The sequence below is a fragment of the Microbispora sp. H10836 genome (genome assembly GCF_012999525.1).
Classification (GTDB): Bacteria; Actinomycetota; Actinomycetes; order Streptosporangiales; family Streptosporangiaceae; genus Microbispora.
In genome coordinates this window covers 557312-579834 of the sequence record NZ_JABBWU010000002.1, presented here as the reverse complement: position 1 = coordinate 579834, position 22523 = coordinate 557312, and the positions used below count along the sequence as shown (strand labels likewise).

At 71.7% G+C, this 22523-nt stretch carries 21 protein-coding genes; 7 read left to right on the top strand and 14 right to left on the bottom strand.

What is annotated here, in order from left to right; genetic code table 11:
• Positions 1-33: 33 nt before the first annotated feature.
• Genes HHX30_RS07290 through HHX30_RS07280 form a run of 3 tightly spaced genes read right to left on the bottom strand, consistent with a single transcriptional unit; the run spans position 34 to position 2829 of the window.
• On the bottom strand, positions 34-852 hold the full coding sequence (locus HHX30_RS07290; protein WP_169980635.1) for a carbohydrate ABC transporter permease: 819 nt from the start codon (positions 850-852) through the stop codon (positions 34-36).
• 1 nt (position 853) lies between these two features.
• Complete coding sequence (locus tag HHX30_RS07285) at positions 854-1783, bottom strand: sugar ABC transporter permease (RefSeq protein ID WP_310741916.1); 930 nt, start codon at positions 1781-1783, stop codon at positions 854-856.
• The gene (locus HHX30_RS07280; protein ID WP_169980633.1) at positions 1780-2829 is read right to left on the bottom strand and encodes a LacI family DNA-binding transcriptional regulator; all 1050 of its coding nucleotides are present in this window, start codon (positions 2827-2829) and stop codon (positions 1780-1782) included. Before HHX30_RS07280 ends, HHX30_RS07285 begins: the two co-directional genes overlap by 4 nt.
• A gap of 213 nt (positions 2830-3042) precedes the next feature.
• Here HHX30_RS07280 and HHX30_RS07275 point away from each other — a divergent pair, with 213 nt between their 5' ends.
• Positions 3043-3918 (top strand): sirohydrochlorin chelatase, encoded by an 876-nt coding sequence (locus HHX30_RS07275; protein ID WP_169980631.1) that lies wholly within the window; start codon positions 3043-3045, stop codon positions 3916-3918.
• Between the two features lie 96 nt (positions 3919-4014).
• On the opposite strand, the gene HHX30_RS07270 is transcribed toward HHX30_RS07275, so the two are convergent.
• Positions 4015-4536 (bottom strand): GyrI-like domain-containing protein, encoded by a 522-nt coding sequence (locus HHX30_RS07270; RefSeq protein WP_169980629.1) that lies wholly within the window; start codon positions 4534-4536, stop codon positions 4015-4017.
• 580 nt (positions 4537-5116) lie between these two features.
• Here HHX30_RS07270 and HHX30_RS41405 point away from each other — a divergent pair.
• Positions 5117-6211, top strand: a complete 1095-nt coding sequence (locus HHX30_RS41405; protein WP_169980627.1) for a glycoside hydrolase family 11 protein — start codon at positions 5117-5119, stop codon at positions 6209-6211.
• 104 nt (positions 6212-6315) lie between these two features.
• Here the strand turns inward: HHX30_RS41405 and HHX30_RS07260 are convergent, their stop codons facing one another.
• Together HHX30_RS07260 and HHX30_RS07255 are read right to left on the bottom strand one after the other, a co-directional pair.
• Positions 6316-6678, bottom strand: coding sequence for a DUF2203 domain-containing protein (locus tag HHX30_RS07260; RefSeq protein WP_169980625.1), 363 nt, complete (start codon positions 6676-6678; stop codon positions 6316-6318).
• A gap of 124 nt (positions 6679-6802) precedes the next feature.
• Positions 6803-7690, bottom strand: coding sequence for a helix-turn-helix domain-containing protein (locus HHX30_RS07255; RefSeq protein WP_169980623.1), 888 nt, complete (start codon positions 7688-7690; stop codon positions 6803-6805).
• 102 nt (positions 7691-7792) lie between these two features.
• Here HHX30_RS07255 and HHX30_RS07250 point away from each other — a divergent pair, with 102 nt between their 5' ends.
• Positions 7793-9190 (top strand): MFS transporter, encoded by a 1398-nt coding sequence (locus HHX30_RS07250; RefSeq protein ID WP_169980621.1) that lies wholly within the window; start codon positions 7793-7795, stop codon positions 9188-9190.
• A 15-nt stretch (positions 9191-9205) separates the two neighbouring features.
• Here HHX30_RS07250 and gdhA read toward each other — a convergent pair whose 3' ends face one another.
• The 3 genes from gdhA to HHX30_RS07235 form a co-directional block, all read right to left on the bottom strand.
• A complete protein-coding gene (gene gdhA, locus HHX30_RS07245) occupies positions 9206-10549 on the bottom strand; it encodes an NADP-specific glutamate dehydrogenase (RefSeq protein ID WP_169980619.1) in 1344 nt (447 codons plus the stop codon).
• A gap of 69 nt (positions 10550-10618) precedes the next feature.
• Complete coding sequence (locus tag HHX30_RS07240; protein WP_169980617.1) at positions 10619-11551, bottom strand: GNAT family N-acetyltransferase; 933 nt, start codon at positions 11549-11551, stop codon at positions 10619-10621.
• 90 nt (positions 11552-11641) lie between these two features.
• Positions 11642-12538, bottom strand: coding sequence for an acetyltransferase (locus HHX30_RS07235; RefSeq protein ID WP_169980615.1), 897 nt, complete (start codon positions 12536-12538; stop codon positions 11642-11644).
• A 342-nt stretch (positions 12539-12880) separates the two neighbouring features.
• On the opposite strand from HHX30_RS07235, the gene HHX30_RS07230 reads away from it, so the two are divergent.
• Together HHX30_RS07230 and HHX30_RS07225 are read left to right on the top strand one after the other, a co-directional pair.
• Positions 12881-14659, top strand: coding sequence for a PQQ-dependent sugar dehydrogenase (locus tag HHX30_RS07230; protein ID WP_169980613.1), 1779 nt, complete (start codon positions 12881-12883; stop codon positions 14657-14659).
• Between the two features lie 122 nt (positions 14660-14781).
• Positions 14782-16251: a PQQ-dependent sugar dehydrogenase gene (locus HHX30_RS07225; protein ID WP_169980611.1), complete on the top strand. Its 1470-nt coding sequence runs from the start codon at positions 14782-14784 to the stop codon at positions 16249-16251.
• 12 nt (positions 16252-16263) lie between these two features.
• On the opposite strand, the gene HHX30_RS07220 is transcribed toward HHX30_RS07225, so the two are convergent.
• The 3 genes from HHX30_RS07220 to HHX30_RS07210 all read right to left on the bottom strand — a co-directional run bounded on the left by HHX30_RS07220 (position 16264) and on the right by HHX30_RS07210 (position 19073).
• Positions 16264-17037: a thioesterase family protein gene (locus HHX30_RS07220; protein ID WP_169980609.1), complete on the bottom strand. Its 774-nt coding sequence runs from the start codon at positions 17035-17037 to the stop codon at positions 16264-16266.
• A 62-nt stretch (positions 17038-17099) separates the two neighbouring features.
• On the bottom strand, positions 17100-18533 hold the full coding sequence (locus HHX30_RS07215; RefSeq protein ID WP_169980607.1) for a DEAD/DEAH box helicase: 1434 nt from the start codon (positions 18531-18533) through the stop codon (positions 17100-17102).
• 333 nt (positions 18534-18866) lie between these two features.
• On the bottom strand, positions 18867-19073 hold the full coding sequence (locus tag HHX30_RS07210; RefSeq protein WP_169950158.1) for a cold-shock protein: 207 nt from the start codon (positions 19071-19073) through the stop codon (positions 18867-18869).
• A gap of 312 nt (positions 19074-19385) precedes the next feature.
• Between HHX30_RS07210 and HHX30_RS07205 the strand changes: the two genes are divergently transcribed.
• Positions 19386-20360, top strand: coding sequence for an aldo/keto reductase (locus HHX30_RS07205; protein WP_169980603.1), 975 nt, complete (start codon positions 19386-19388; stop codon positions 20358-20360).
• A gap of 22 nt (positions 20361-20382) precedes the next feature.
• Here the strand turns inward: HHX30_RS07205 and HHX30_RS07200 are convergent, their stop codons facing one another.
• The gene (locus HHX30_RS07200) at positions 20383-21681 is read right to left on the bottom strand and encodes a TIGR04013 family B12-binding domain/radical SAM domain-containing protein (RefSeq protein WP_169980601.1); all 1299 of its coding nucleotides are present in this window, start codon (positions 21679-21681) and stop codon (positions 20383-20385) included.
• A 112-nt stretch (positions 21682-21793) separates the two neighbouring features.
• On the opposite strand from HHX30_RS07200, the gene HHX30_RS07195 reads away from it, so the two are divergent.
• Positions 21794-22003, top strand: coding sequence for a hypothetical protein (locus HHX30_RS07195; protein ID WP_169979854.1), 210 nt, complete (start codon positions 21794-21796; stop codon positions 22001-22003).
• A 63-nt stretch (positions 22004-22066) separates the two neighbouring features.
• Here HHX30_RS07195 and HHX30_RS07190 read toward each other — a convergent pair whose 3' ends face one another.
• A complete protein-coding gene (locus HHX30_RS07190; protein ID WP_169980599.1) occupies positions 22067-22516 on the bottom strand; it encodes a hypothetical protein in 450 nt (149 codons plus the stop codon).
• Between the last annotated feature and the right edge of the window lie 7 nt (positions 22517-22523).

Genomic DNA, 22523 nt, shown 5'->3' with positions numbered 1-22523 from the left:
ATTGAGACCTCCAATCAATGGTCGCCATGCGGGTCAGCCCTTGACGGCGCCGGCCATCAGGCCGGACCGCAGGCGCCGCTGGATGATCGCGAAGAAGACGAGGCTCGGCACGGTCGCGAGCAGCGACGCCGCCGCCAGCGGGCCGAGCCGGGCGACCCCCTCCGGGCCGACGAAGCGCACCAGCGTCAGCGGAAGGGTCTCCACCTCGGGATCCTTGAGGATCACGAGGGCGAACAGGAACTCGTTCCAGGACGAGATGAAGCCGAACAGCAGCGTCGCGACCACGCCGGGCGCGAGCAGCGGGGCGACGACGGCGGCCAGCGCGCGCAGCCGCCCCGCGCCGTCCACGGCCGCCGCCTCCTCCAGCTCGCGCGGCACCGCCCGCACGTACCCGCGCAGCATCCACAGCGCGAACGGCATGACGAACGTGACGTGCACGACCGTGAGCCCGGCGAGCGTGTTCACCAGCTCCAGCCGCCGCAGCACCATGAACAGCGGAATGATGACCAGGACCACCGGGAAGACCTGGCTGACCAGCACCCACCCGATCGCGATCCGGCCGGCCGCGCTTCGGTGGCGGGCCAGCGCGTACGCCGCGGGCAGCGCGAGCGTCACCGTGATCAGGGCGGTGGCGACCGCGACGACGAGGCTGCGCAGGGCGGCGCCGAGCAGGTCCTGTTCCCCGAAGGCGTCGGCGAAGTTCGCCAGGGTCGGCCGGCGCGGGATCCACGTGGGATCGAGGGCGGCCATCTCCTGCGGCGTTTTCAGGGCGGTGGACAGCAGCCACAGCAGCGGGAACGCCAGGAACACGACGTATCCCAGCAACGCGAGATATTTCAGCGCACGGGTCATGTCAGTCCGCCTCCCGCGCCTGCCGCCATAAATAAAGGCCCAGCACGGCCAGCACGACGATCGTGATCGCCACGCCGAGCGTCGCGGCGTAGCCGAAGAAGCCGTACCGGAACGCCTCCTCGTACGCGAACAGCATGGGCAGCCTCGTCCGCCCGCCGGGCCCGCCCTGGGTGAGCACGTAGACCAGGCTGAACTGGTTGATGTTCCACACGAAGTCGAGGGAGGTGATGGCCACGATCACCGGCCGCAGCTGCGGCAGCGTGACGTTCCAGAAGCGCCGCCAGGCGCCCGCGCCGTCCACGCTGACCGCCTCGTACAGCTCTTTGGGCACGTTCTGCAGGCCGGCGAGCAGCACGACCGTGGTCTGCGGCATGCCGGTCCACACCCCGACCACGATCACGGCGGGCAGCGCCAGGGAGAAGTCGTGCAGCCAGTCGACGCGCGTGCCGAACAGGCCGTTGAGCAGGCCCGCGTCCGGGTGGTACACCAGCCGCCACATCAGGCCGATCACCACCGGCGGCATGGCCCACGGCACGACCGCCAGCACCCGGGCGACGCCGCGCAGGCGCAGGTCCTGGTTCAGCAGCAGCGCGAGCCCCAGCGAGGCGAGGAACTGCAGCACGGTCACCGACAGGCCCCAGACCAGGCCGATGCGGAACGACTCCCAGAAGTCGCCGTCCGACAGCAGCTCCGCGAAGTTCTCCAGGCCCACGAACGAGGTCTCGGTGTTGCGGCCGGACCGCGCGTCGGTGAAGGCCAGCAGGATGCCGTAGAGCAGCGGGCCCACGCTGAACACCAGCACCGGCACGAGCGCCGGCAGCATCAGCGCCAGCGCGCCCCGGGAGCGCCGGCCGCCCTGTGACCCACCCTGGGACCCGCCCTGAGGCCCGCCCCGCGACCCGCCGTACGGCCGCTCGGCGAGCGCGGTCACCGACCGTCCCCAGCGGTGCCGGGAAGACCGGGAACAGCGGTCGAGCCGCGGATGGTGAGGCTCGGCCGCACGACCGTCACCCGCGGCTCGCGGGGGCCGTTCTGCAGCCGGTCGAGCAGCAGCGTGGCCGCCGCCCTGCCGCGCTCGGCCGAGCCGAGCGAGACGCTGGTCAGCGTCGGCCAGGTCACCGAGGCGAGATCGGTGTCGTCCATGCCGACCACCGCCACGTCTCCGGGGACGTCCCGGCCGTGCTCGCGCAGCACGTCGAGGGCGCCGAGCGCGATGAGGTCGTTGGCGCACATCAGCGCGTCCAAGCCGGGCACGCGCGACAGCAGCGCCCGCGCGGCGCGGGCGCCGCTGTCGCGGTAGAAGTCGCCCACCTCGACCAGGTCCTCGTCGTACGGCAGGCCCAGTGCCTCCAGGGCCTCCCGGTAGGCGGCGGCGCGGGCGGCGCCGGGAACGGTGTCGAGCGGGCCGTTGAGGAAGCCGATGCGCCGCCTGCCGATCGCGTACAGGTGGTCGAGCGCGAGCCGGACGCCGGTCCTCGAGTCGGTCCGCACGTTGTCGACCGGCGCACCCTCCGGCATGCCTTCCGGTAACGCGCCGATGACGACGACGGGGGCGCGCGCGGCGACGATGGCCCGCACGTGCTCCTCGGTCACGCCGCGCAGCGGGCTGATGATGAGGCCGTCCACGTAGCGCTCGCGCAGCCCGCGCAGCACGCCGAGCTCGTCCTCGGCGTCGCCGTCGGTGGAGTGGATGAGGAGCCGGTAGCCGGCCTCCTTGAGCACCGGCTGGATCTCGCGCACCATCGCCACGTAGACCGGGTTGCCGATGTCGGCCATCGCGAAGGCGACCTGGTCGGTGCGGCGGTTGCGGAGCGAGCGGGCGACCGAGTTGGGCACGTAGCCGAGCTCGTCGGCCGCGCGCATGACGCGCCGCACGGTGTCCTCACGCGTCGGAAGCCCGTTGAGCACCCGTGACACCGAGGCGATCGACACACCGGCGCGTTGCGCGATCGTGGTGATCGTGGGACCCTCGGTCACCGGCCACCTCACTTGGAAGAGAGTGTCCTGTAATCGTTTACCAGCCAGTAACGTGAGCGATCGGTAAACGTTTACGGCTGGATGAGTCCATATCAAACCCGCCCCCGTGGAGAGCGTCAAGTAACGAAGAGGTAAACCGCCTAGATCACCAAGACGCAACAAGCCGCGCGTTGGTTCTGCTCTTCGGCCAGATTCGCCCTAGAATCCGCCGATGTGAACGAAGGTCACGAGGACCCCCCGAAGCTCCCCATCAGGGAGCGCTCTCCTCGGCCCGGGACAGGCCGCCACCGCCGGCCACTCCCCGCCGACCTGCCGCCCGACGCGCCCGCCCTGGTCCTCGCGGTGCCGGGCAGGGCCGGAGAACCGGCGGGCCCGAACGGGGACGTGGCCATGGAGGTCGCCTCCATCGTCAGGATCGACAACCCCCAGATCGACCTTCGCATCGTCTCGCTGGCGGACGGCGGCGCCGATCTCACCAAGGAGTTCGCCTCCATCTCCGCGCAGCGGCCCGCCGACGGACCGGCCGCGGTCGTCGTCCCGCTCGTCACCGGGCCCCATCCGCGCGTGCTGCGCGCCGTACGGGACGCCGTGACGCAGAGCGAGGCCGCGGTGAAGATCACCGATCCGCTCGGCCCGCACCCGCTGCTGGCCGAGGCCCTGCACGTGCGCCTGGCCGAGGCGGGCCTGGCCCGCGCCGACCGGATGCGCCTGTTCAACGTCTCCTCCCCCGTCGACGGGATCATCGTTGCGACCGCCGGGGGCGACGAGGCCGCCCGCGGGGCCGACGCCACGGCCGTCCTGCTGGCCGCCCGCCTGACGCTCCCGGTCGTCCCCGCCGCGCTGGACGGCCAGCCGAGTGTGCGCGACGCCGCCGAGCGCCTGCGCAACATCGGCGCCAACCGGCTGGCCATGGTGCCGTACGTCATCGGGCCCGAGGCCGACCGTGACCGGATCACGACGGCCGCCGAGTCGATCGGCGCCGGGTGCGCCGAACCCCTCGGCGCACACGAGTCGGTGGCCCGCATGGTGTGCGTCCGGTACGGCGCCGCCTTCGGCGAGATCGAGGGCTTCGACGACCTGTCCGACTGAAGGTCGTGTCCGGCGAATCGAGCCCTGCTGCGCGTGGCCCAGTGGCGCCTCGCCGCGTTACCCGGGCGCTCCCGGTAGACGGGGCCTGCCACCCGATCACCCGGCGGGGCGCGCCACCGGCTGCCTGAGCATCGTCTTGGGCCGAGGATCGGTGAAATCCGTCAGGTAGATCTCGTGGTGCAGCCCGTTGCGCACCAGACCGTGCTCGGTCATGAACGCCTCCATCACGTCGAGCGACGCCTTCTCCTCGCTGTAGGGCCCCTCGTGGAGCAACTCCACACACTCGCCCTCGGTGAAGGTGACCACCTGGACGCGGTCGACGGCCGCGCCGGACACACGCGCCCGCTCACGTGCCGCCTCGACCACCCCCGCCTCGGGAACGTCGGGCAGCGGCACCAGCAGATGCCATCGCCACTGATCGCGCGGCACCTCCAGCGGCGGCCTGGAGATGTCCTCCACCCACCAACGACCCTCCAGCGGCCCTGCGGGGCCGCCCATGACGGAGGCCACAGCGTGAAGGGCGCCGATGGCCGAGACATGCTCGGCACCGCCGGGCTCGCCCATGCCGGTGACATTGAGGCAGGTGACGGGGCCATAGTGGACCAATCGCGGTGTCATAGCCCCTCCAGAGCAGTCATCAGATGGGTGATCAGCACCGCCACGCGCCGAAGTTCCTCGTTCATGCCCCCAGCATGGGGTCTCCCAGTGTGGGAGAGTCCAGCCGTGAGTCCTTGATCAGCAGGGACGAAGCAGCCGGCATGCCGGCCAGAAAAGTATCGGTACGGTGGCGAAAGTATCGAGCCCTCCCGCTCGGAGCGTCACCGAGGCCCGCACCAACGGGTGAACATCAGGGCCGCGTAACTTTCATCGCCTCCGCCGACGCCCGCCCCACCGCCGAGCACACGTGACCAGGAGCGATCCGCCAAGACGACCCTCTGGGCAGGGAACCGGCTTTACGCGAGTCGTTGACAGCCCGGCCGGATGGTCTGACACTTTCGCCGTCTGTCCGATAATTTCGCCCAAGCGAAGGGCCTCGACCACTGTCGATCCGGGTCACGAACCGCGACATGGTCCTCAGGTCGGCGACCGCGTGACGACCGGCCGACCTCCGCCGCGGTGCGCGACGCCGGCGCGGTGGCCGTCACCCCGGCAGCACGTAGGCCGGCCGCCCTCGGCCCGTTGAGGAGGAAGTACGTACATGAATCACATTCCCGTCCGGATGAGAAGCCGCGGACGCGGCGGTGTGCGGCTGTTGATCGGCCGTGTCTGCGCCGTGGCACTGGCCGCGGCCGTGGCGCTGCTGCCCGGCGTCGCCCACGCCGCCGTCACCACGAACCAGACCGGCACCAACAACGGATACTTCTTCTCGTTCTGGACCGACAGCCAGGGCACGGTCTCCATGGAGCTGGGCTCCGGCGGCAACTACAGCACGTCCTGGCGCAACACCAACAACTTCGTCGCCGGCAAGGGCTGGAAGCCGGGCACGCGCAGGACCGTGACCTACTCCGGCAGCTTCAACCCCTCCGGCAACGCCTACCTCGCGTTGTACGGCTGGACGCGGAGCCCGCTCGTGGAGTACTACATCGTCGACAACTGGGGCACCTGGCGGCCGACGGGCACGTACAAGGGCACCGTCACCTCCGACGGCGGCACCTATGACGTCTACCAGACCACCCGCTACAACGCGCCTTCGATCGACGGCAACCAGACCTTCAACCAGTACTGGAGCGTCCGGCAGCAGAAGAGGACCGGCGGCACCATCACCATCGGCAACCACTTCGACGCGTGGGCCCGCTACGGCATGCCCCTGGGCAACCACGATTACCAGATCCTCGCCACCGAGGGCTATCAGAGCAGCGGCAGCTCCAACATCACCATCGGCGGCACGACCGATCCCTCGCCCTCGCCCTCTCCCGCGGTCTCGCCCTCCTCCCGCCCCTCGCCCACGGTCTCGCCCTCCTCGCCGGGAGGCACCGGCGCGTGCCGCGTGTCCTACACGAAGAACGAGTGGAACAACGGATTCACCGCCGAGGTGACCGTCACCAACACCGGCAGCGGCACGATCAACGGCTGGACGCTGGCCTGGTCCTTCTCCGGCGGCCAGCAGGTCACCAACGCCTGGAACGCCACGGTGAGCCAGAGCGGCTCGTCGGTGACCGCGCGCAACGTGTCCTACAACGGCTCACTGGCTCCCGGCGCGACCGCCTCGTTCGGCTTCCAGGGCACCCACTCCGGCAACAACCCCAACCCCTCCGCCTTCAGCCTCAACGGCTCGGCCTGCACCACCGGCTGACCGGCACGACCGTGCGTCACGGCGCGGTAGCCGCGCGAGCGGGGAGCGGGCGCCTTCGGGCCCCGCTCCCTCGCCGCAGGGGCAGTGCGGCGGCAGCCGCGAGATCAGGGCAGCGGGCGGCGGCCGGGGAAGCCGAGGTCACTGCGGTGATACCAGCCCAGGTCGGTCTCCCCCTCCAGCCAGCACAGCCGTACGGACACGCCGCCCAGCACGGCGGGGAAGTCGACGAGCAGCGGGGCGACGCCCTTGATCTCGATCTCCTCGGCGTCGAACCAGCTCAGGATCTCGTCCATCCGCGCCTCCAGGCCCTTGGCCTCCGGCAGGCCGCCGAGGGGTGAGGCGCCCGCGTGCCGCAGGTCGTGGGTGAGCTCGGCCAGGTCGGCGCGTACGGCGACGAACTCCCGGGCGTGCTGGAGCACCACCGGCATCAGCGATTCGGCCTCGTCGACCGTGAAGATCCTCGCCACTCTCCGGACGCTATCGCATCGGCCCCCGCGAGGCTCACAGGCGGCGGCGCAGCAGGCGGAACTCGTCGCCCTCCGGATCGGCGGGCACGTGCCGGTCCTCCTCGCCGGTCCGGCCCATGCGGCTTCACCCCCGGACCGTCTCCTCGTGCAGCGGGCAGTGACCGGCCTCCGGATGGGCCAGCAGCCATTCGATGCGGCCGCGGCTCTCGTCGTCCGCCGGCGTGTAGACCACGATGCGGGTCTCCGGCGGCGCCGCCAGCGCCATGCTGGTGGACGTCAGCCTGATCAGCCCCACCGAGGAGTGCTGGAACAGCTTCATCCGCGCCCCCGGCCTGGCCACGTCGTGCGTCGCCCACATCCGCGCGAAGTCGGGGCTGGCCGCCGACAGCCGGGTGACGAAGTTCGTCCACGCCGGCTCCCCCACGTGCCTGCCGAAGGCCGCTCGCAGGGTGGCGACCATCTGGGGAAGCTCCTCCTCCTTGTTCACCAGCGGGCAGCAGCAGCCCGGCATCGTGAACACCCGCCACAGGACGTTGCGCTCGAGCCGGGGCCGGCCGACCACGGACGCGAAGATCGTGCCGTACGCGGCGTTCCAGGCGAGCAGGTCGTACCGGCCGTTGTAGACGCAGGCGGGCAGCGGGTCGAGCCGGCCCAGGATCGTGTGCACCTCGGCGTCGAGGCCGTCCCCGGCGTCGCCGGGGCCGGCGACCTCCGGCAGGTCGGCCAGCCGGTAGAGGTGCTCCCGCTCGGCCGCGTCCAGCCGCAGCGTGCGGGCGATCGCGTCCAGCACCTGCACCGACGCGTTGATGGGGCGGCCCTGCTCCAGCCAGGTGTACCAGGTCACGCCCACGCCGGCGAGCTGGGCGACCTCCTCCCGCCGCAGCCCCGGCGTACGGCGGCGCAACCCGGGCGGCAGCCCGACGTCCTCGGGCCGGATCCGCTCGCGCCTGCTGCGCAGGAAGGCCGCGAGCTCCTCACGCCTGGTGTGCCTGCTGCGGGTCCCCGTCGTCACCTCTCCATCCTGGCGAGTGTGCGGACGCGTTGCCAGGTGGTGTCGCTACCAGTATCCGCAGGCTCTCGGCACCGGTATCGCGGCGGCCGCATCGTTGCCGCCATGACCACTGTCGCCACCCGCGCGCCGGCCGCGCGGCGCACCTCGCCGGCCCTGCTGCTCACCGTCATCCTGGCGGGGCAGTTCATGGCCGTCCTCGACGCCACCATCGTCAACGTCGCCGCGCCCACGATGCGCGCCGGCCTCGGGGCCACCGGCTCCGGGCTGCAACTCGTCGTCTCCGGCTACACCGTGGCGTACGCGATCCTGCTGATCACCGGGGCACGCCTCGGGGGGCTGCTCGGTTACCGGCGGCTGTTCCTCGCCGGGCTCGTGGTGTTCACGGCCGCGTCGCTGATGTGCGGGCTCGCCCCCTCGATCGGCGTGCTGATCGCCTTCCGGCTGGTGCAGGGCGCGGGAGCCGCCCTGATGGTGCCCCAGGTGCTCAGCCTGATCCAGGTCACCTTCGACGGCGCCGCCCGGGGACGCGCGCTCGCTGTCTACGCCACGGTCATCTCGGCCGGCGCGGTCGTCGGCCAGGTGCTCGGCGGACTGCTGGTGACCGCCGACCTGTTCGGCACGGCCTGGCGGCCGGTCTTCCTGGTCAACGTGCCGATCGGGCTCGCGCTGCTGGCCGCCGGCGCCCGTACGCTGCCCGCCGTCCACGTGCGGCGCGAGCAGCGGCTCGACGTGCCCGGCCTGGTCACGTTGTCGCTCGCCGTCTGCCTGCTGGTCGTGCCGCTCGTGCTCGGCCACGAGGAGAACTGGCCGCTGTGGGGGTGGATCTCCATGGGACTGGCGGTGCTCGCGTTCTGCGCGTTCCTGCTCGTGGAGCGGCGGGCGGCGCATCCGCTCGTCCCCGGCCGCCTGCTGCGCGCCTCCGGGGTGGCCGCCGCCGCGTCGGGTGTCTTCCTCGTGATGGCGGCATACGGCGGCTGGCTGTTCGCCATGGCCCTCCACCTGCAGGGCGGCCTCGGCGACAGCGCCCTGCGGGCGGGCTGCCTGTTCATCCCCGCGGCCGCCGCCTTCGGCCTGACCAGCCTGAACTGGAAGCGGCTGCCGGCCCGCCTGCACCGGCCGGTGATCGTCACGTCCGCCGTCGTCACCGCCGCGGGCGAGCTGGCCCTGGCGGCGGCGCTGGCCGGCGGCGGCCACGGCGAGCCGCTGCTGGAGATCGCTTTCGTGGCCATCGGGGCCGGCATGGCGGGCACGTTCGGCCCGCTGATGGCGGTGGCGCTGGCCCGGGTCGCGCCCGCCGACGCGGCCGACGCCAGCGGCCTGCTGGCGATGATGCTGCAGCTCGGCCAGGTGGTCGGCGTGGCCGTCTTCGGCACGCTGTTCCTCAGCCTCGCCCCGTCCGCGCACGCCGCCGCGGTGACGTCGCTGTCGCTGGCCGCGGTCTCGCTGGCCGCCGGCGGGTGCGCGGTACCTCTCCTGCGCACCCGCCGGGACGGCCGATGAGTCCTACGTGGGCGCTCAGATGAGGCCGAGGGCGAGCATGGCGTCCGCCACCCGCCGGAAGCCGTCGATGTTGGCGCCGGCCACGTAGTCGCCCGGCATGCCGTACGCGTCGGCGGTCTCCAGGCAGCGGGCGTGGATGTCGCTCATGATCTCCTGGAGCCGCCGCTCGGAGAAGTCGAACGTCCACGAGTCGCGGCTGGCGTTCTGCTGCATCTCCAGGGCGCTGGTGGCCACGCCGCCCGCGTTGGCGGCCTTGCCGGGACCGAAGGCCACCCCGGCCTCCCGGAACACCCGGATGCCCTCGGGCATGGTGGGCATGTTGGCGCCCTCGCCGACCGCGACGCACCCGCTCCGCACCAGCGCCTCGGCGTCCTTGCCGGTGATCTCGTTCTGCGTCGCCGACGGCAGCGCCACCTCGCAGGGCACCTCCCACACGCTGCGCCCGGCCACGTACGCCGCCCCGCTGCCGCGGCGCTCGGCGTACGCGCTGAGGCGGCGTCGCTCGACCTCCTTGATCTGCTTGAGGAGGTCGAGGTCGAGGCCCTTCTCGTCCACCACGTAGCCGGAGGAGTCGGAGCAGGCCACGACGACGCCGCCCAGCTCGTTCACCTTCTCGATGGCGTAGATGGCGACGTTGCCCGAGCCCGAGACGACCGTCCGCTTGCCGTCGAACGACGTGCCCCGCGCCTTGAGCATCTCCTCCACGAAGAACGCACAGCCGTAGCCGGTGGCCTCGGTGCGGACCTGGGCGCCGCCGTAGGTCAGCCCCTTGCCGGTGATCACTCCGGACTCGTACCGGTTGGTGATGCGCTTGTACTGGCCGAACAGGTAGCCGATCTCCCGGCCACCGACGCCGATGTCCCCCGCGGGCACGTCGGTGTACTCGCCGATGTGCCGGTACAGCTCGGTCATGAAGCTCTGGCAGAAGCGCATGATCTCCCGGTCGGAGCGGCCCTTCGGATCGAAGTCCGCGCCGCCCTTGCCCGCGCCTATCGGCAGGCCGGTCAGGCTGTTCTTGAAGATCTGCTCCACGGCCAGGAACTTGATTATGCCGAGGTAGACCGAGGGGTGGAAGCGCAGCCCGCCCTTGTACGGCCCGAGCGCGCTGTTGAACTCGACCCGGAAACCACGGTTGATGTGCACCTCGCCCTGATCGTCCTCCCAGGGCACCCGGAAGATGATCTGACGTTCCGGCTCGAAGATCCGCTCGATGATCTTCTGCTCCGCGTACTCGGGGTGCTTGCCGAGGACGGGGCCGATGCTCTCCAGCACCTCGCGTACGGCCTGGTGGAACTCCGTCTCGCCCGCATTGCGGCGCAGGACGTTGTCGTAGACCGCCTCGAGCCTCTCGTGCAGCATCAACTCTCCTTGCTGTCTGTTTTCTCCCTATCTCACAGTAGAGGCATCCGCGTTGTGAGCAACGCAGTCTCAAGATCCGGGACGCACGAGGGCCCGCCAGACGTCGATGACGAGCACGGGGCGCATGCCGACCGACTGGTACAGGCCGAGCGCCGGAGTCGTGTTGTTGCCGTCGACGTGCAGGATCGTGCCCACCCGCCCGCGCCGCTCGTCGGCCTCGAAGGCCCGCGTGAGCAGCAGCCGGCCGAGGCCGCGCCCGCGGAAGGCGGGCCGCACCGCGAGCGTGCGGACGTAGCCGCAGTTCTCGTCGGGCACGAAGTGGTTCGTGCCGAGCAGCATGGCCGCGGGCTCACCGTGGACGCGGGCCAGCAGCAGCTGCGTCCAGTCGTTCGCGCTGGACGCCTCCATCTCCTCGGCCCACTCCTCGAACGTCTTCGGCACGAATCCGAAGTGCTCGGCGAAACCCTCCTGCTGGACGGCGTGCGCCGCGCGCAGCACCTCCTCGCCGCCGGGCGAGCCCGCTTCGACCGTGACCCCGGGCAGGAAGACGGGCCGTACACCGGCGTGGTCGGTCCGCATGCGGTGGAAGCTGGTCGCGGGCGCGAAGCCACGCTCCTTGGCGGCCTCGCGCATGACGGTGTCCTGCTCGTAGACGCTGACGTCCACCACCGCGTGGTCGTGCCCGGCCTCGCGGGCGAGGCCGCCGGCGCGGCCGAGCGCCAGGTCCCACAGCAGCGCGGCCGCGCCGGGCTCCCGCGCCTGCACGTCGATGTCCACGTTGTCGCTGTCGCCCTTGCGCCTGGCGTAGCCCCAGCCGAGGAGCCGCCCGCCCGAGCGGACCACCCAGCTGTCGTGCTCCAGGTCCAGCTCGCCGAGGGTGTCGGCGACGTCGTCGAGCGTCCAGTCGGGCTTGCCGGTCACTTCGATGTCGTGCTCGGTGACCAGCTCGTGAATCGCCGCCGTGTCGGCGGGCGCCGGCCGCCGGATGTCGTAGTCGTTCATGTCACTGGTTGTACGCAGCGCGACTTGTGGGCAGCTTGCCGAGGAGTTGGCGGCGTCTCCGCGCCTGCTCCACGTGATCTGGGGCGGCTCTCACCGGGGGACGGCGGCGGGTTCGAACAGCACCCGGGCCCGCACCTGCCGGAACCCGCTCCGCTCCAGGTCCGCCGACGCCTCCGCCCGATGCGCGTCCACGTCGGCGATCACCTCCGCGGCGCCGCCGCCGGCCAGGACCCTGACCGCATCGGCCAGGAGGTCACCCCGGGCGGCCCCGTCGAGCACGCCGAGATAGGCGATGAGGGGATAGCACGCGTCCCCGGCCGTTCCGGCCAGGCCGACCGGCTCTCCCGCGTCCAGCGCCACACGCCAGCGGCCGATCGGTCCCGTCCACCAGGCCAGCGGATCGGTGGCCGGATCCACGCCGGCGACCGCCCGCGCGATCTCGGCGCCCGTCAGCAGGTCCGGCTCCGCGATCCGCGCCACCAGGGCGTCGATCTCGGCCGCGCCGGCGGCCGGGCGGAAGGTGTACCGCCCGGAGGGCGCCGCGGGCGGCGTGCCCGTCCAGGAGTATCTGAGCCGCTCACCACGCTCGACCAGGCCGGCGAGGCGGGCCGCGGCCATCGGCGCCTCCACCACGGCGAGGACGTCCGGCCGGCCGCGCCAGTGCGGCGGCAGGGCGGCGTAGTACGACCCGGGCCCGCCGAGCGCCTCGTGCGCGGCGCGCAGCAGCGCGGCGCCCACCTCCGGCTCGGCGTCCAGGTCGAAACGCTCCAGCCAGGGAGCGCCGGCGGCGCCCGGCGGCAGCAGCCAGGCCGCCCGGCCGACGACGCGCCCGGCACGCAGGGCGACCCAGGTGCGCTCGGGCCGGTAGCCGCCGCCGGCGATGCCGTCGGCGTAGCCGACCTGGCGCAGCTGGGGCAGCGGATCGGGCATGGAGTCGAACAGGCTCTCCTCGCCCGCGACCAGCGGACGGATGACCACCTCGGTCATGGATTGATCCTCCGGGAAGGCGAACGCCCCGGATCAGATCCGCGCGAACGCCGGAGCGCGGACGGGGCGCAGAACATCGGACATTGTTCTGACCTCCTTCCTGCTCGACGGCGTACCCGGAACCTACTCGCCGCGTTCGCGAGCCGCAAGACCGCCGATCATCGGGACACCCGGGATCGCGCCGGCCGGCCGCGGGCCCGTGAAAGTTTCCCGCGCGGGACCCGGCCGGCGGGCGTACGCGCAGGTCGGAGAACAGACGCCCGTCTGCCGGTTGCCCCGGGCACGGCGGGCGCTTTCGATGACCTTGAGCCGGAAGCCCCCGTCCCGCCCCGGGAGCATGTGATGCCCAAGCGACTGTCCGCGGCATTCTCCGTCGCCGTCTGCGCCGTGGCCGCCGCGGCGGCGCTCGTCGTGACCCGGCCGGCCCCGGCGGACGCGGGGACGGGCGGTTTCGACTTCACGCGGGCGCAGGTCGTCGCGACGAACCTGCGGGTGCCCTGGGGCATGGCCTTCCTCCCCGACGGCAGCGCACTCGTCTCGGAACGCGACACCGCGATCATCGTGCGGGTGCGTCCCGGATCCTCGCCGGAACAGGTGGCCATGGTCCCGAACGTGAAGCCGGGTGGCGAGGGCGGCCTGCTCGGCATCGCGCTCTCCCCCACGTTCGCGCAGGACCAGATGGTCTACGCGTACTACACCAGCGCATCGGACAACCGGGTGGTCCGGTTCAGGCTCGGCGCCCCGCAGACCCAGCAGGTGATCCTCGCCGGCATCCCCCGGGGCCCGTCGCGCAACGGCGGGCGCATCGCGTTCGGCCCCGACGGCCTGCTGTACGTGGCCACAGGCGACGCCGGCTACCCGGCGAACGCCCAGGGATCGAGCCTCGGCGGCAAGATCCTGCGCGTCACCCGGGACGGCGCGGTCCCCGCGACCAACCCGTACTCCGGCTCGCCCGTCTACAGCTACGGCCACAGCAACGTCCAGGGGCTCGCCTGGGACGAGGCCGACCGGCTGTACGCCACCGAGCTCGGCCAGAACACCACCGACGAGATCAACCACATCCAGCCGGGACGCAACTACGGCTGGCCTGCCTGCGAGGGCGTGTGCGGCAACCCGAACCTCGTGAACCCCCTGGTGACCTGGAACTCGGCCGAGGCCTCGCCCAGCGGCCTCGCCTACGCCAACGGCACGCTCTTCGCCGCCGCCCTCGCAGGCAAGCGGCTGTGGACGGTGCCGGTCGGCGGAGGCGTCAGGACGGGTGATCCGGCGGCCGAACTGCGGGGCTCGCCGGGCCGGCTGCGCACCGTGGCGGTCGGGCTCGACGGATGGCTCTGGGTGACGACGAGCAACCGCGACGGCAGGGGGACGGTAGGCCCCGGCGACGACCTGATCGTCCGGATCCCGCCCGTCGGCACGGGGCCGCCGTCGAGCCCGTCGCCGTCGGCCGGTCCCCCGCTCTCGCCGTCGCCCGTCCCGTCGCCCTCGTCGCCGGGCGGCTCCTCGCCGTGCCCCTCCCCTTCGTCCAGCCCGTCACCGTCGCCCTCACCGTCCCCCAGCCCGTCGGCGTCCCCCAGTGCCTCCCCCTCGCTCAGCCCTTCACCGTCGCCGTCCCCCAGTCCCAGCCCGTCACCGTCGCCCTCACCGTCCCCCAGCCCGTCGGCGTGTCCCTCGCCGTCGCCCAGCCCCGCACCCTGCCCCTCCCCTTCGCTCAGCGCTTCACCCTCGCCCTCGCCGTCGCCCAGCCCGTCATCGAGCCCGTCGTCATGCGCCTCACCGTCCCCCAGCGCGTCGCCGTCGCCCGGCCCGTCGGGTACACGATCATGTGAAGCGACGATCCGGCTCCACCTCAGTTGGGCGGCGGCCTCCTGGGGCGAGCTGACGGTGCGGAACACGGGAACCCTGACCATCACCTCGTGGATCGTCACCTTCAAGGTCCCCAACGGTCTGAGCTACGTGCACATGGGGGACGGCAACTACGCCCAGCCGGGAGCCACGGTGACCGTCACCAGCCAACCCTCGAACGGTGTGCTGCCGCCGGGCGCGTCGGTGACGCGGCAGTTCGCGATCGGCTGGGCCGGTGCCGCCGTCGATGCGCCGGTGGCCACCTGCACGGTCAGATGACGCCTGTCCGCCATGCCGGCGCCCGCCCGGCCCCGATCGCGCGTACGGGGCCAGGTCCGGGCGTGGCGGACGCGTTCGACGGGGCATGAGCCGCAATCCCACATCTCGACCTGGAGCCTTCGATGTCCAAACGTCTCGCCGTGGCAATCGCGACCACCCTCAGCGCGGTGCTCGCCTCCACCGCGCTCGTCGCGGCCCGCCCCACCGCCGCGGGCGCGGCGACCGGCGGATTCGACTTCACCCGGGCGCAGGCCGCCACGACTGGCCTGCGGGCGCCCTGGGGAATGGCCTTCCTCCCCGACGGCAGCGCCCTCGTCTCCGAACGCGACACCGCGACCATCGCGCAGGTGCGTCCCGGGTCCGCGCCCGTGCGGGTGGCCACCGTCCCGAACGTCTCGCCGGGCGGCGAGGGCGGCCTGCTCGGCATCGCGGTCTCCCCGGCGTACGCCGCGGACCAGTGGGTCTACGCGTACTTCAGCTCCGCCTCCGACAACCGGGTGGTCCGGTTCCGGCTGAGCGCGCCGCAGACGCAGCAGCCGATCCTCACCGGGATCCCCCGCGCCCAGTTCCACAACGGCGGGCGCATCGCGTTCGGCCCCGACGGCATGCTGTACGTGGCCACGGGCGACGCCGGGAACTCCGCCAACGCGCAGGACCTGAACAGCCCGGGCGGCAAGATCCTGCGCATGACGCCCGACGGCGCGGTCCCGGGGGACAACCCGTTCTCCGGCTCACGGGTCTACAGCTACGGTCATCGCAACGTGCAGGGGCTCGCCTGGGACGAGGGCGGCCGGCTGTACGCCACGGAGTTCGGCCAGAACACCTGGGACGAGATCAACCACATCCAGCCGGGCCGCAACTACGGCTGGCCGGTCTGCGAAGGCGTGTGCGGCGACTCGCGCTACACCAACCCCCTCGTGACGTGGAGCACCGCGGAGGCGTCGCCCAGCGGCCTCGCCTACGCCAACGGCACGCTCTTCGCCGCGGCACTGCGCGGGACCCGGCTGTGGGCGGTGCCGGTGAGCGCGAGCAAGGCCGGCACGCCGGTGGCCGAGTTCCAGGGGACGTACGGACGCCTGCGTGCCGCCGCCGTCGGGCCCGACGGATGGCTCTGGGTGGCGACGAGCAACCGCGACGGCAGGGGGACCCCGGCCGCCGACGACGACCGGATCATCCGCGTCCCGCCGGCGGGCGGCCCGTCACCGTCGGCGAGCCCCTCACCGTCGCCCTCCGCGTCGGCGAGCCCCTCGCCTTCCCCCAGCGCGTCCCCGTCAGCAGGTCCGCGCGCGTGCTCCGCGGCGTACCGGGTGGTCAACCAGTGGCAGGGCGGCTTCCAGGGCGAGTTGACGGTGCGCAACACGGGCACCGCGGCGACGTCGTCGTGGACCGTCACCCTCACCTTCCCCAACGGCCAGCGCATCACCCAGATGTGGGGCGGGCGCTACACCCAGTCCGGGGCCACGGTCACCGTCACCAACGAGTCCTGGAACGGCACGCTCGCGCCCAACGCGTCGACGACGGCCGGTTTCACCGCGAGCTGGACCGGCGGCGCCAATGGGACGCCGGCCCCCGTCACCTGCACGGCCGCCTGACGCCCGCCCGGGTCAGCGTGGCGCGACGAAGAGGGTCTGCGTGGCCGTGCCGACCTCGCCGGACTGGTCGAACAGCGTGGTGCGGGTGAGCCCGCGTCCCCGTGGGCCGATCGTCGTGGCCGCGTCCAGGCAGATCCACTCTCCTTCGGGGGCGCGGAACAGCGAGATGGTGAGGTCCACGTTGGCGAAGAGGTAGGCGTCGAAGTCCAGGACGCCGCTGATGCCGTTGCCGCTGTCGGCGAACATCGCGAGCCGTTCCAGCGGCGTGGTCTCCTCGCCCTCGACCAGCGGCACCCGCGTCCTGCCCCACGCCACGGCGGGCCCGGGCTCGTCCGGGGACCCCTTGACGAACCGCCAGTCCGTGGCCCTGCCGTACCCGAAACCCCGTGCGATCCAGGAGTCCGCGTCGCCGGGGGCGGGCGGCGGGACCGGCGCGGGCGGCGGCGCGGCCTCGCTCGCCGGGCTGCCGGCTTCCCTGATACGCCACGCGGTCGCCCTGACCAGCTCGCGCCCGCCGGAGGCGACGGAGGCGCCGAGACACTGCACGCGCCTGCCGTCCCTGATCATCTCGGTGCGCACCTCCACCTCGGCGACCGGGACGGGTGCGAACACGTCCACCGCCAGCCGGGCCTCCGGAAGCCCGGGGAAACGGCTGGGGACGCGGGCGAGCTCGTGCACCAGCAGCGCGGTGACCGGCCCCATGTGCTGATGCCCCGGATCCCACGGCCCCTGCGTGTGCTCCGTCGCCTGGTACCGGCCCTGGCCGAGGGGGACGTACATCGTCATGGAACAAGATTCTAGAGGCGGCCCCGAATCGCGGCCGAGCCCGGTCAGGGCCGGCCCGCCTGCTACCCGTAGCGTCGGCCGTTCCGTCCCGTCCGCCGATTCGCCACCGGTGTGGTGATGGTCACGGGGATCCCCGAGGGGGCCTGGGCGCCAGTGATACGTCGTAGTTCGGCCTGGCCCGAACAGACTTGGCTGGTCTGCGGGACGATACCGGCGTCGGCCATCAGGCGGGTCACGGCACGGCGCTGGTTGGGCAGGACGAGGGTGACGACGCTGCCGGACTCGCCGGCGCGGGCGGTGCGGCCGCCGCGGTGCAGGTAGTCCTTGGGGTCGCTTGGCGGGTCGACGTTGACGACGAGGTCGAGGTTGTCGACGTGGATGCCGCGGGCCGCGACGTTGGTCGCCACCAGCACCGTGACGTGGCCGGTCTTGAACTGGGCGAGGGTACGGGTGCGCTGGGGCTGGGACTTGCCCCCGTGTAGCGCGGCGGCGCGTACGCCGCTGTTCAGGAGGTTTTCGGTGAGCCGATCCACGGCGTGCTTGGTGTCCAGGAACATGATCACCCTGCCGTCGCGAGCAGCGATCTCCACAGTGGTGGCCTGCTTGTCGGCGCCTTGGATATGCAGCACGTGGTGCTCCATCGTGGTGACCGCGCCCGCCGAGGGGTCAACCGAATGGACCACCGGGTCGGTCAGGTAGCGGCGGACCAGCAGGTCGACGTTGCGGTCCAGAGTGGCGGAGAACAGCATCCGCTGGCCCGAGGGGCGCACCTGGTCGAGCAGGTAGGTGATCTGGGGCATGAAGCCCATGTCGGCCATCTGGTCGGCCTCGTCCAGCACGGTGATGCCGACCTGGTCCAGGCGGCAGTCGCCGCGCTCGATGAGATCCCTGAGCCGTCCGGGGGTCGCGACGACGACCTCGGCGCCACCGCGCAGAGCGCTGGCCTGCCGCCCGATCGACATTCCGCCGACGACGGTGGCCAGCCGCAGCTTCAGTGACCGGGCGTACGGGGTGAGCGCGTCGGTGACCTGCTGGGCCAGTTCCCGAGTGGGAACGAGGATCAGGGCCAGCGGCCGCCGCGACTCGGCGCGCTGTCCGGAGGTGCGGACGAGCAAGGCCAGGCCGAAGGCGAGCGTCTTGCCTGACCCGGTGCGCCCCCGCCCGAGGACATCCCGGCCCGCCAGGGAGTTCGGCAGCGTCGCCGCCTGGATCGGGAACGGCTCGTTCATGCCCAGGCTGGTGAGCACCTTCATCAGCGCGGGCGGCATGTCCAGTTCAGCGAATGTCGCGGCTGCCGGCAGGGCCGGGGTGACGGTGACCGGCAGTGCGAACTCCCCCTGGAGCCCGGCGGGACGCCGCCCGGGACCACCGGAACGCCTGGGGGTGCCTGAACGGCTCAGCGCCGGCGAGCCGAATCGGTCACCCCTGCCGGGGTTGCCAGAGCCGCCCGTACGGGTGGAGGAGTAGTGGTCGTGCTTGCGAGTTGCATGGTTCATGCAGAACCTTCCTCGATGCGGCACGTGTCAGTGATTCCCGGCGCAACGAGCGGCACAAGAATGGCGAGCACGAGCCGAAGAAAGACGAGGCGGCGGAGAGCAGGCCTCGTTTGTCGAAATGATCGACATTTGCCGAAAAGAACGGCGGCTGCGATGCAGATCAGAGGGCTGGAGCGGACTTATGCCCGAACCGGAGCCATTAGTGGTCCATCCGGTGTGCCGCGGAAGAACAGACATGCTTGTGAGGCCGTCACGGCGCATTGGGTACCACAAGAGCAACGCACTGGGGCCCACACCCTACGGTGCGGGCCCCAGTTGCGTGGTGCGTCAGCGTCAGGCGGCGACGATGTTCTCGGCCTGCGGGCCCTTCTGGCCCTGGGTGACATCGAAGGCCACCTTCTGGCCCTCGCGCAGCTCGCGGTAGCCGCCGTTGGAGACGATATTGGAGTAGTGCGCGAAGACGTCGGCACCGCCGCCGTCCTGCTCGATGAAGCCGAAGCCCTTTTCCGCGTTGAACCACTTCACGGTGCCAGAAGCCACGTTGATCTCCTTTGATAGGTGTAAAGCCGAAATCCGCATCGGGCAGATTCCGCGTCGCCGCGATAGGCCCACACCCGGAGAAGACCGGAAAACAAAAATGCACCTGAGGTTACATACCGTCAGGTGCACACAAGTTTTATGGGTACCACAACTGCAACTGCCACCAACCTAGCACACGTGCGGCCGTGCCGCACATGCCCCGCAGCCGTCGGCACCATTCGCACGCCCTTCGAACGCCACCGATCACGTGGGCTGTGCCAGAGGTTGTCAAGACCCCGCCCGGCCAGATGATGGGGGAAATAGGGTGCTGGCATGGAGTATCGACGACTTGGCACCACCGGTCTGCAGGTCAGCAGGATCTGCCTGGGCATGATGAGCTACGGCGAGCCGGCCAAGTGGGGCGGCTGGGTCCTGGACGAGGAGCAGGCCGAGCCCATCGTGCGCAAGGCGGCCGAGGGCGGGGTGACCTTCTTCGACACCGCCGACGTCTACTCGGCGGGCGTCAGCGAGGAGGTCACCGGACGGCTGCTGCGCAAGATCTTCCCCCGGCGCGACGACTACGTGCTCGCCACCAAGGTCTACTTCCCCATGGGCGAGGGCAGGAACGACTACGGCCTGTCCCGCAAGCACGTCATGTCGGCCATCGACGCTTCGCTCGCCCGCCTCGGCACCGACTACGTGGACCTGTACCAGATCCACCGGTGGGACGACGAGACGCCGATCGAGGAGACGATGGAGGCCCTCCACGACGTCGTCCGGGCCGGCAAGGCCCGCTACATCGGCGCCTCCAGCATGTGGGCGTGGCAGTTCGCCAAGGCCCAGCACGTCGCGGACAAGAACGGCTGGACCCGCTTCGTCAGCATGCAAGATCATTACAACCTGCTGCACCGCGAGGAGGAGCGGGAGATGATCCCGCTGTGTCTCGACCAGGGTGTGGGGCTGATCCCGTGGAGCCCGCTCGCACGCGGCCTGCTCGCCCGCGCGGGCAAGCCGGCCGACACGACGCGGCAGGTCGGCGACGGCGCCAGGCAGGAGCAACTGTACGGCGGGCCCGCCGACGAGGCGATCCTCGATCGGGTGGCGCGGACCGCCGCCGAGCGCGGCGTCTCCCCCGCGACCCTCTCCCTCGCGTGGCTGCTCGGCCGCCCGGGAGTGACCGCCCCCATCGTCGGCGCGACCAAGGGGCACCACGTGGACGACGCGCTCGCCGCGGTCGGCCTGAAGCTCACCGACGAGGAGATCGCCCTCCTCGAAGAGCCGTACCAGGCCCGCCCGCAGCAGTTCTAGACAGACGACGCGGGCGGGGACGTCAGCCGTCGGTGGTACGGCGGCGCCGGGCACGGCGCGGGTAGGCCTTGGCCGTCTCGGCCAGCCGCGCCGCGTGCTCGGCCTGCTTGCGCCAGTGCCCGTAGGCGTCGCCGCGCTGGGCGAGCCGGTCCAGCTCACGCATCGTGTCCAGCGGGATGAACGCGGGCTCGGCGTCCCGCCACGGCGTGCCGGGCAGCGGCATGAACGTGTGGGTGTGGATGCGCGCCCCGAGATCGGCGAGGTCGGCGGCGAGCCGCAGGGACGCGTCCTGGTCCTCCGGCGTCTCGCCGGGCAGCCCGAAGATGAAGTCGACGTTCGGGCGGAAGCCGTGCTCCACGGCGATGCGCACGGCGTCGCGCACCGGCTCGCTGCCGTGGCCGCGCCCGGCCGCGGCCAGCACGCGGTCGGAGCCCGACTGCGCCCCGATGATGATGTTGTCGTTGGCCACGTAGCGCTTGAGCAGCCGCATCGCCTCGGGCGTCACGTGCTCGGGGCGGATCTCGGAGGGGAAGCTGCCGAAGAACACCCGCCCGTTCGCGGGCAACTCCTCCTTCACGCCCGCCAGCAGTTCCTCCACGGCGTCCAGCACCGGCTCCGGCCCCTGCGTGCCGTACGAGAGGGAGGTGGGGGTGATGAAGCGGACGTCGCGCAGACCGTGGGCGGCCATCCGGCGGACGTGCTCGCGCACGCTGTCCACGCCGCGGTGCCGGAACCTGCCGCCGAACATGAAGGGCGTCTGGCAGAAGCGGCACGTGTAGGCGCAGCCCCTCGTGATCTCGATCGGCCCGAAGTGGCGGCGCCGGTCGGGGAAGGACGGGAAGGCGTCCAGCGGCAGTTGCGGGGCCGGTGGCGTGCGCAGCGCGACGCCGTCGGCGTCGCGCACCGCCAGCCCGGGCACGGTGGTGAGCGGCCGGTCCGCGCGCAGCGCCTCGACCAGCGCGACGATCGTCGGCTCGCCCTCGCCGATCGCGGCGAGATCCCAGCCGGCGTCGAGGACCTGCTGCGGCTCGGCGGTGGCGTGCACTCCGCCGGCGATGTGCAGGACCCTGGGGTCGTCGGCGAGGGCGCGCACGGCGGCCAGCTCGGCGGCCATCGCCTCGGCGTCCGGCGAGTAGAACGACCAGAGGACCAGGACCCGCTCCGCGGAGCTGCCCGCGATGTGCGCCGCGGTCTCCTCGGGGGTGGTCCCGAGCCGCACGTCGCACTCCGCCTTCGCGGTCTCCAGCGCGCCGAGCAGCGCGTTCACGCCGTACGTCACGGCCCTGCGATAGCGGACAACCACGGACACATCCACGCTCACCCTGGCAGGGTAGTGCCACCGCCCGTCTCCCCCGCACCGCCGGAGGCCAGCGAGCGGATCGCAACACGGCCACGACCAGTTCACCAGGTCACTTGCGACCAGACCAGCAGCGATGGTGAACCAATCGGCCCGCACCCTGGTGCAGCATCCCCGCCTGGTCGCGCAACCTCAGCACCGCGGTCTGCGTCATCTCGCCGACCGTCTGGACGACGACCTCGTTGCCGGCATCGTCCTCCACACCGGCGCGGCCCTCCCCTTCGGCCCCCGCCTGCACACCATGCCGGTCAGCGCCCCGCCAGGCGTGACGCCCGGGTCGACCTGAGATGCGATGAAGTGATCACCTAACGCCGGAAGGCGGCCCGCGTCCGGGACCGCCTTTCGGCGTCTAGCAGTAATCATCCTCGGTCTTGCTCCGGAAATCCTCCTCCGAGCTCTTCCTCCCGGACAGGCCCAGAACTTGGTCTGTACCGGCGAAGTCTTCCGGTATGTCCGTGAGCTGGAATGCGTTGGCGATCGGAAAATCGTCAGTAAGACGTGCTGTGACATCGAGGATGGGCGGCAATGGCTCTTGCAGAGGTATGTCCTGCTTCTCAAACCCACGCGCGTCCCCCAGCACGATGACCCCGGCCCGTTCCTCTGTCCCAGTCGGTTGCGAGACCTTCCACAGCAGGCGTGGCGACTGTTGGTCCTGAACCAGGAAGGAGGACAGGGACTCCCCCGGGCACAGCGGCACCACGAACCTGAGCCGTCCGTCGTCCGTACGACCGACTCCGACGGGCCGCGGCAAGTCGTCCGCGAGGGGCGGGCGGCACGCCGCCACCGTCAGCAGCAGCAAACAGGCT

What these genes read in the sequence shown, in the direction of transcription:
- HHX30_RS07290 (WP_169980635.1), bottom strand. Translation starts at nt 852, where the DNA reads ATGACCCGTGCGCTGAAATATCTCGCGTTGCTGGGATACGTCGTGTTC.
- HHX30_RS07270 (WP_169980629.1), bottom strand. Translation starts at nt 4,536, where the DNA reads ATGACACCGCGATTGGTCCACTATGGCCCCGTCACCTGCCTCAATGTC.
- HHX30_RS41405 (WP_169980627.1), top strand. Translation starts at nt 5,117, where the DNA reads ATGAATCACATTCCCGTCCGGATGAGAAGCCGCGGACGCGGCGGTGTG.
- HHX30_RS07250 (WP_169980621.1), top strand. Translation starts at nt 7,793, where the DNA reads ATGACCACTGTCGCCACCCGCGCGCCGGCCGCGCGGCGCACCTCGCCG.
- gdhA (WP_169980619.1), bottom strand. Translation starts at nt 10,549, where the DNA reads ATGCTGCACGAGAGGCTCGAGGCGGTCTACGACAACGTCCTGCGCCGC.
- HHX30_RS07240 (WP_169980617.1), bottom strand. Translation starts at nt 11,551, where the DNA reads ATGAACGACTACGACATCCGGCGGCCGGCGCCCGCCGACACGGCGGCG.
- HHX30_RS07235 (WP_169980615.1), bottom strand. Translation starts at nt 12,538, where the DNA reads ATGACCGAGGTGGTCATCCGTCCGCTGGTCGCGGGCGAGGAGAGCCTG.
- HHX30_RS07230 (WP_169980613.1), top strand. Translation starts at nt 12,881, where the DNA reads ATGCCCAAGCGACTGTCCGCGGCATTCTCCGTCGCCGTCTGCGCCGTG.
- HHX30_RS07225 (WP_169980611.1), top strand. Translation starts at nt 14,782, where the DNA reads ATGTCCAAACGTCTCGCCGTGGCAATCGCGACCACCCTCAGCGCGGTG.
- HHX30_RS07220 (WP_169980609.1), bottom strand. Translation starts at nt 17,037, where the DNA reads ATGACGATGTACGTCCCCCTCGGCCAGGGCCGGTACCAGGCGACGGAG.
- HHX30_RS07215 (WP_169980607.1), bottom strand. Translation starts at nt 18,533, where the DNA reads ATGAACCATGCAACTCGCAAGCACGACCACTACTCCTCCACCCGTACG.
- HHX30_RS07205 (WP_169980603.1), top strand. Translation starts at nt 19,386, where the DNA reads ATGGAGTATCGACGACTTGGCACCACCGGTCTGCAGGTCAGCAGGATC.
- HHX30_RS07195 (WP_169979854.1), top strand. Translation starts at nt 21,794, where the DNA reads ATGGTGAACCAATCGGCCCGCACCCTGGTGCAGCATCCCCGCCTGGTC.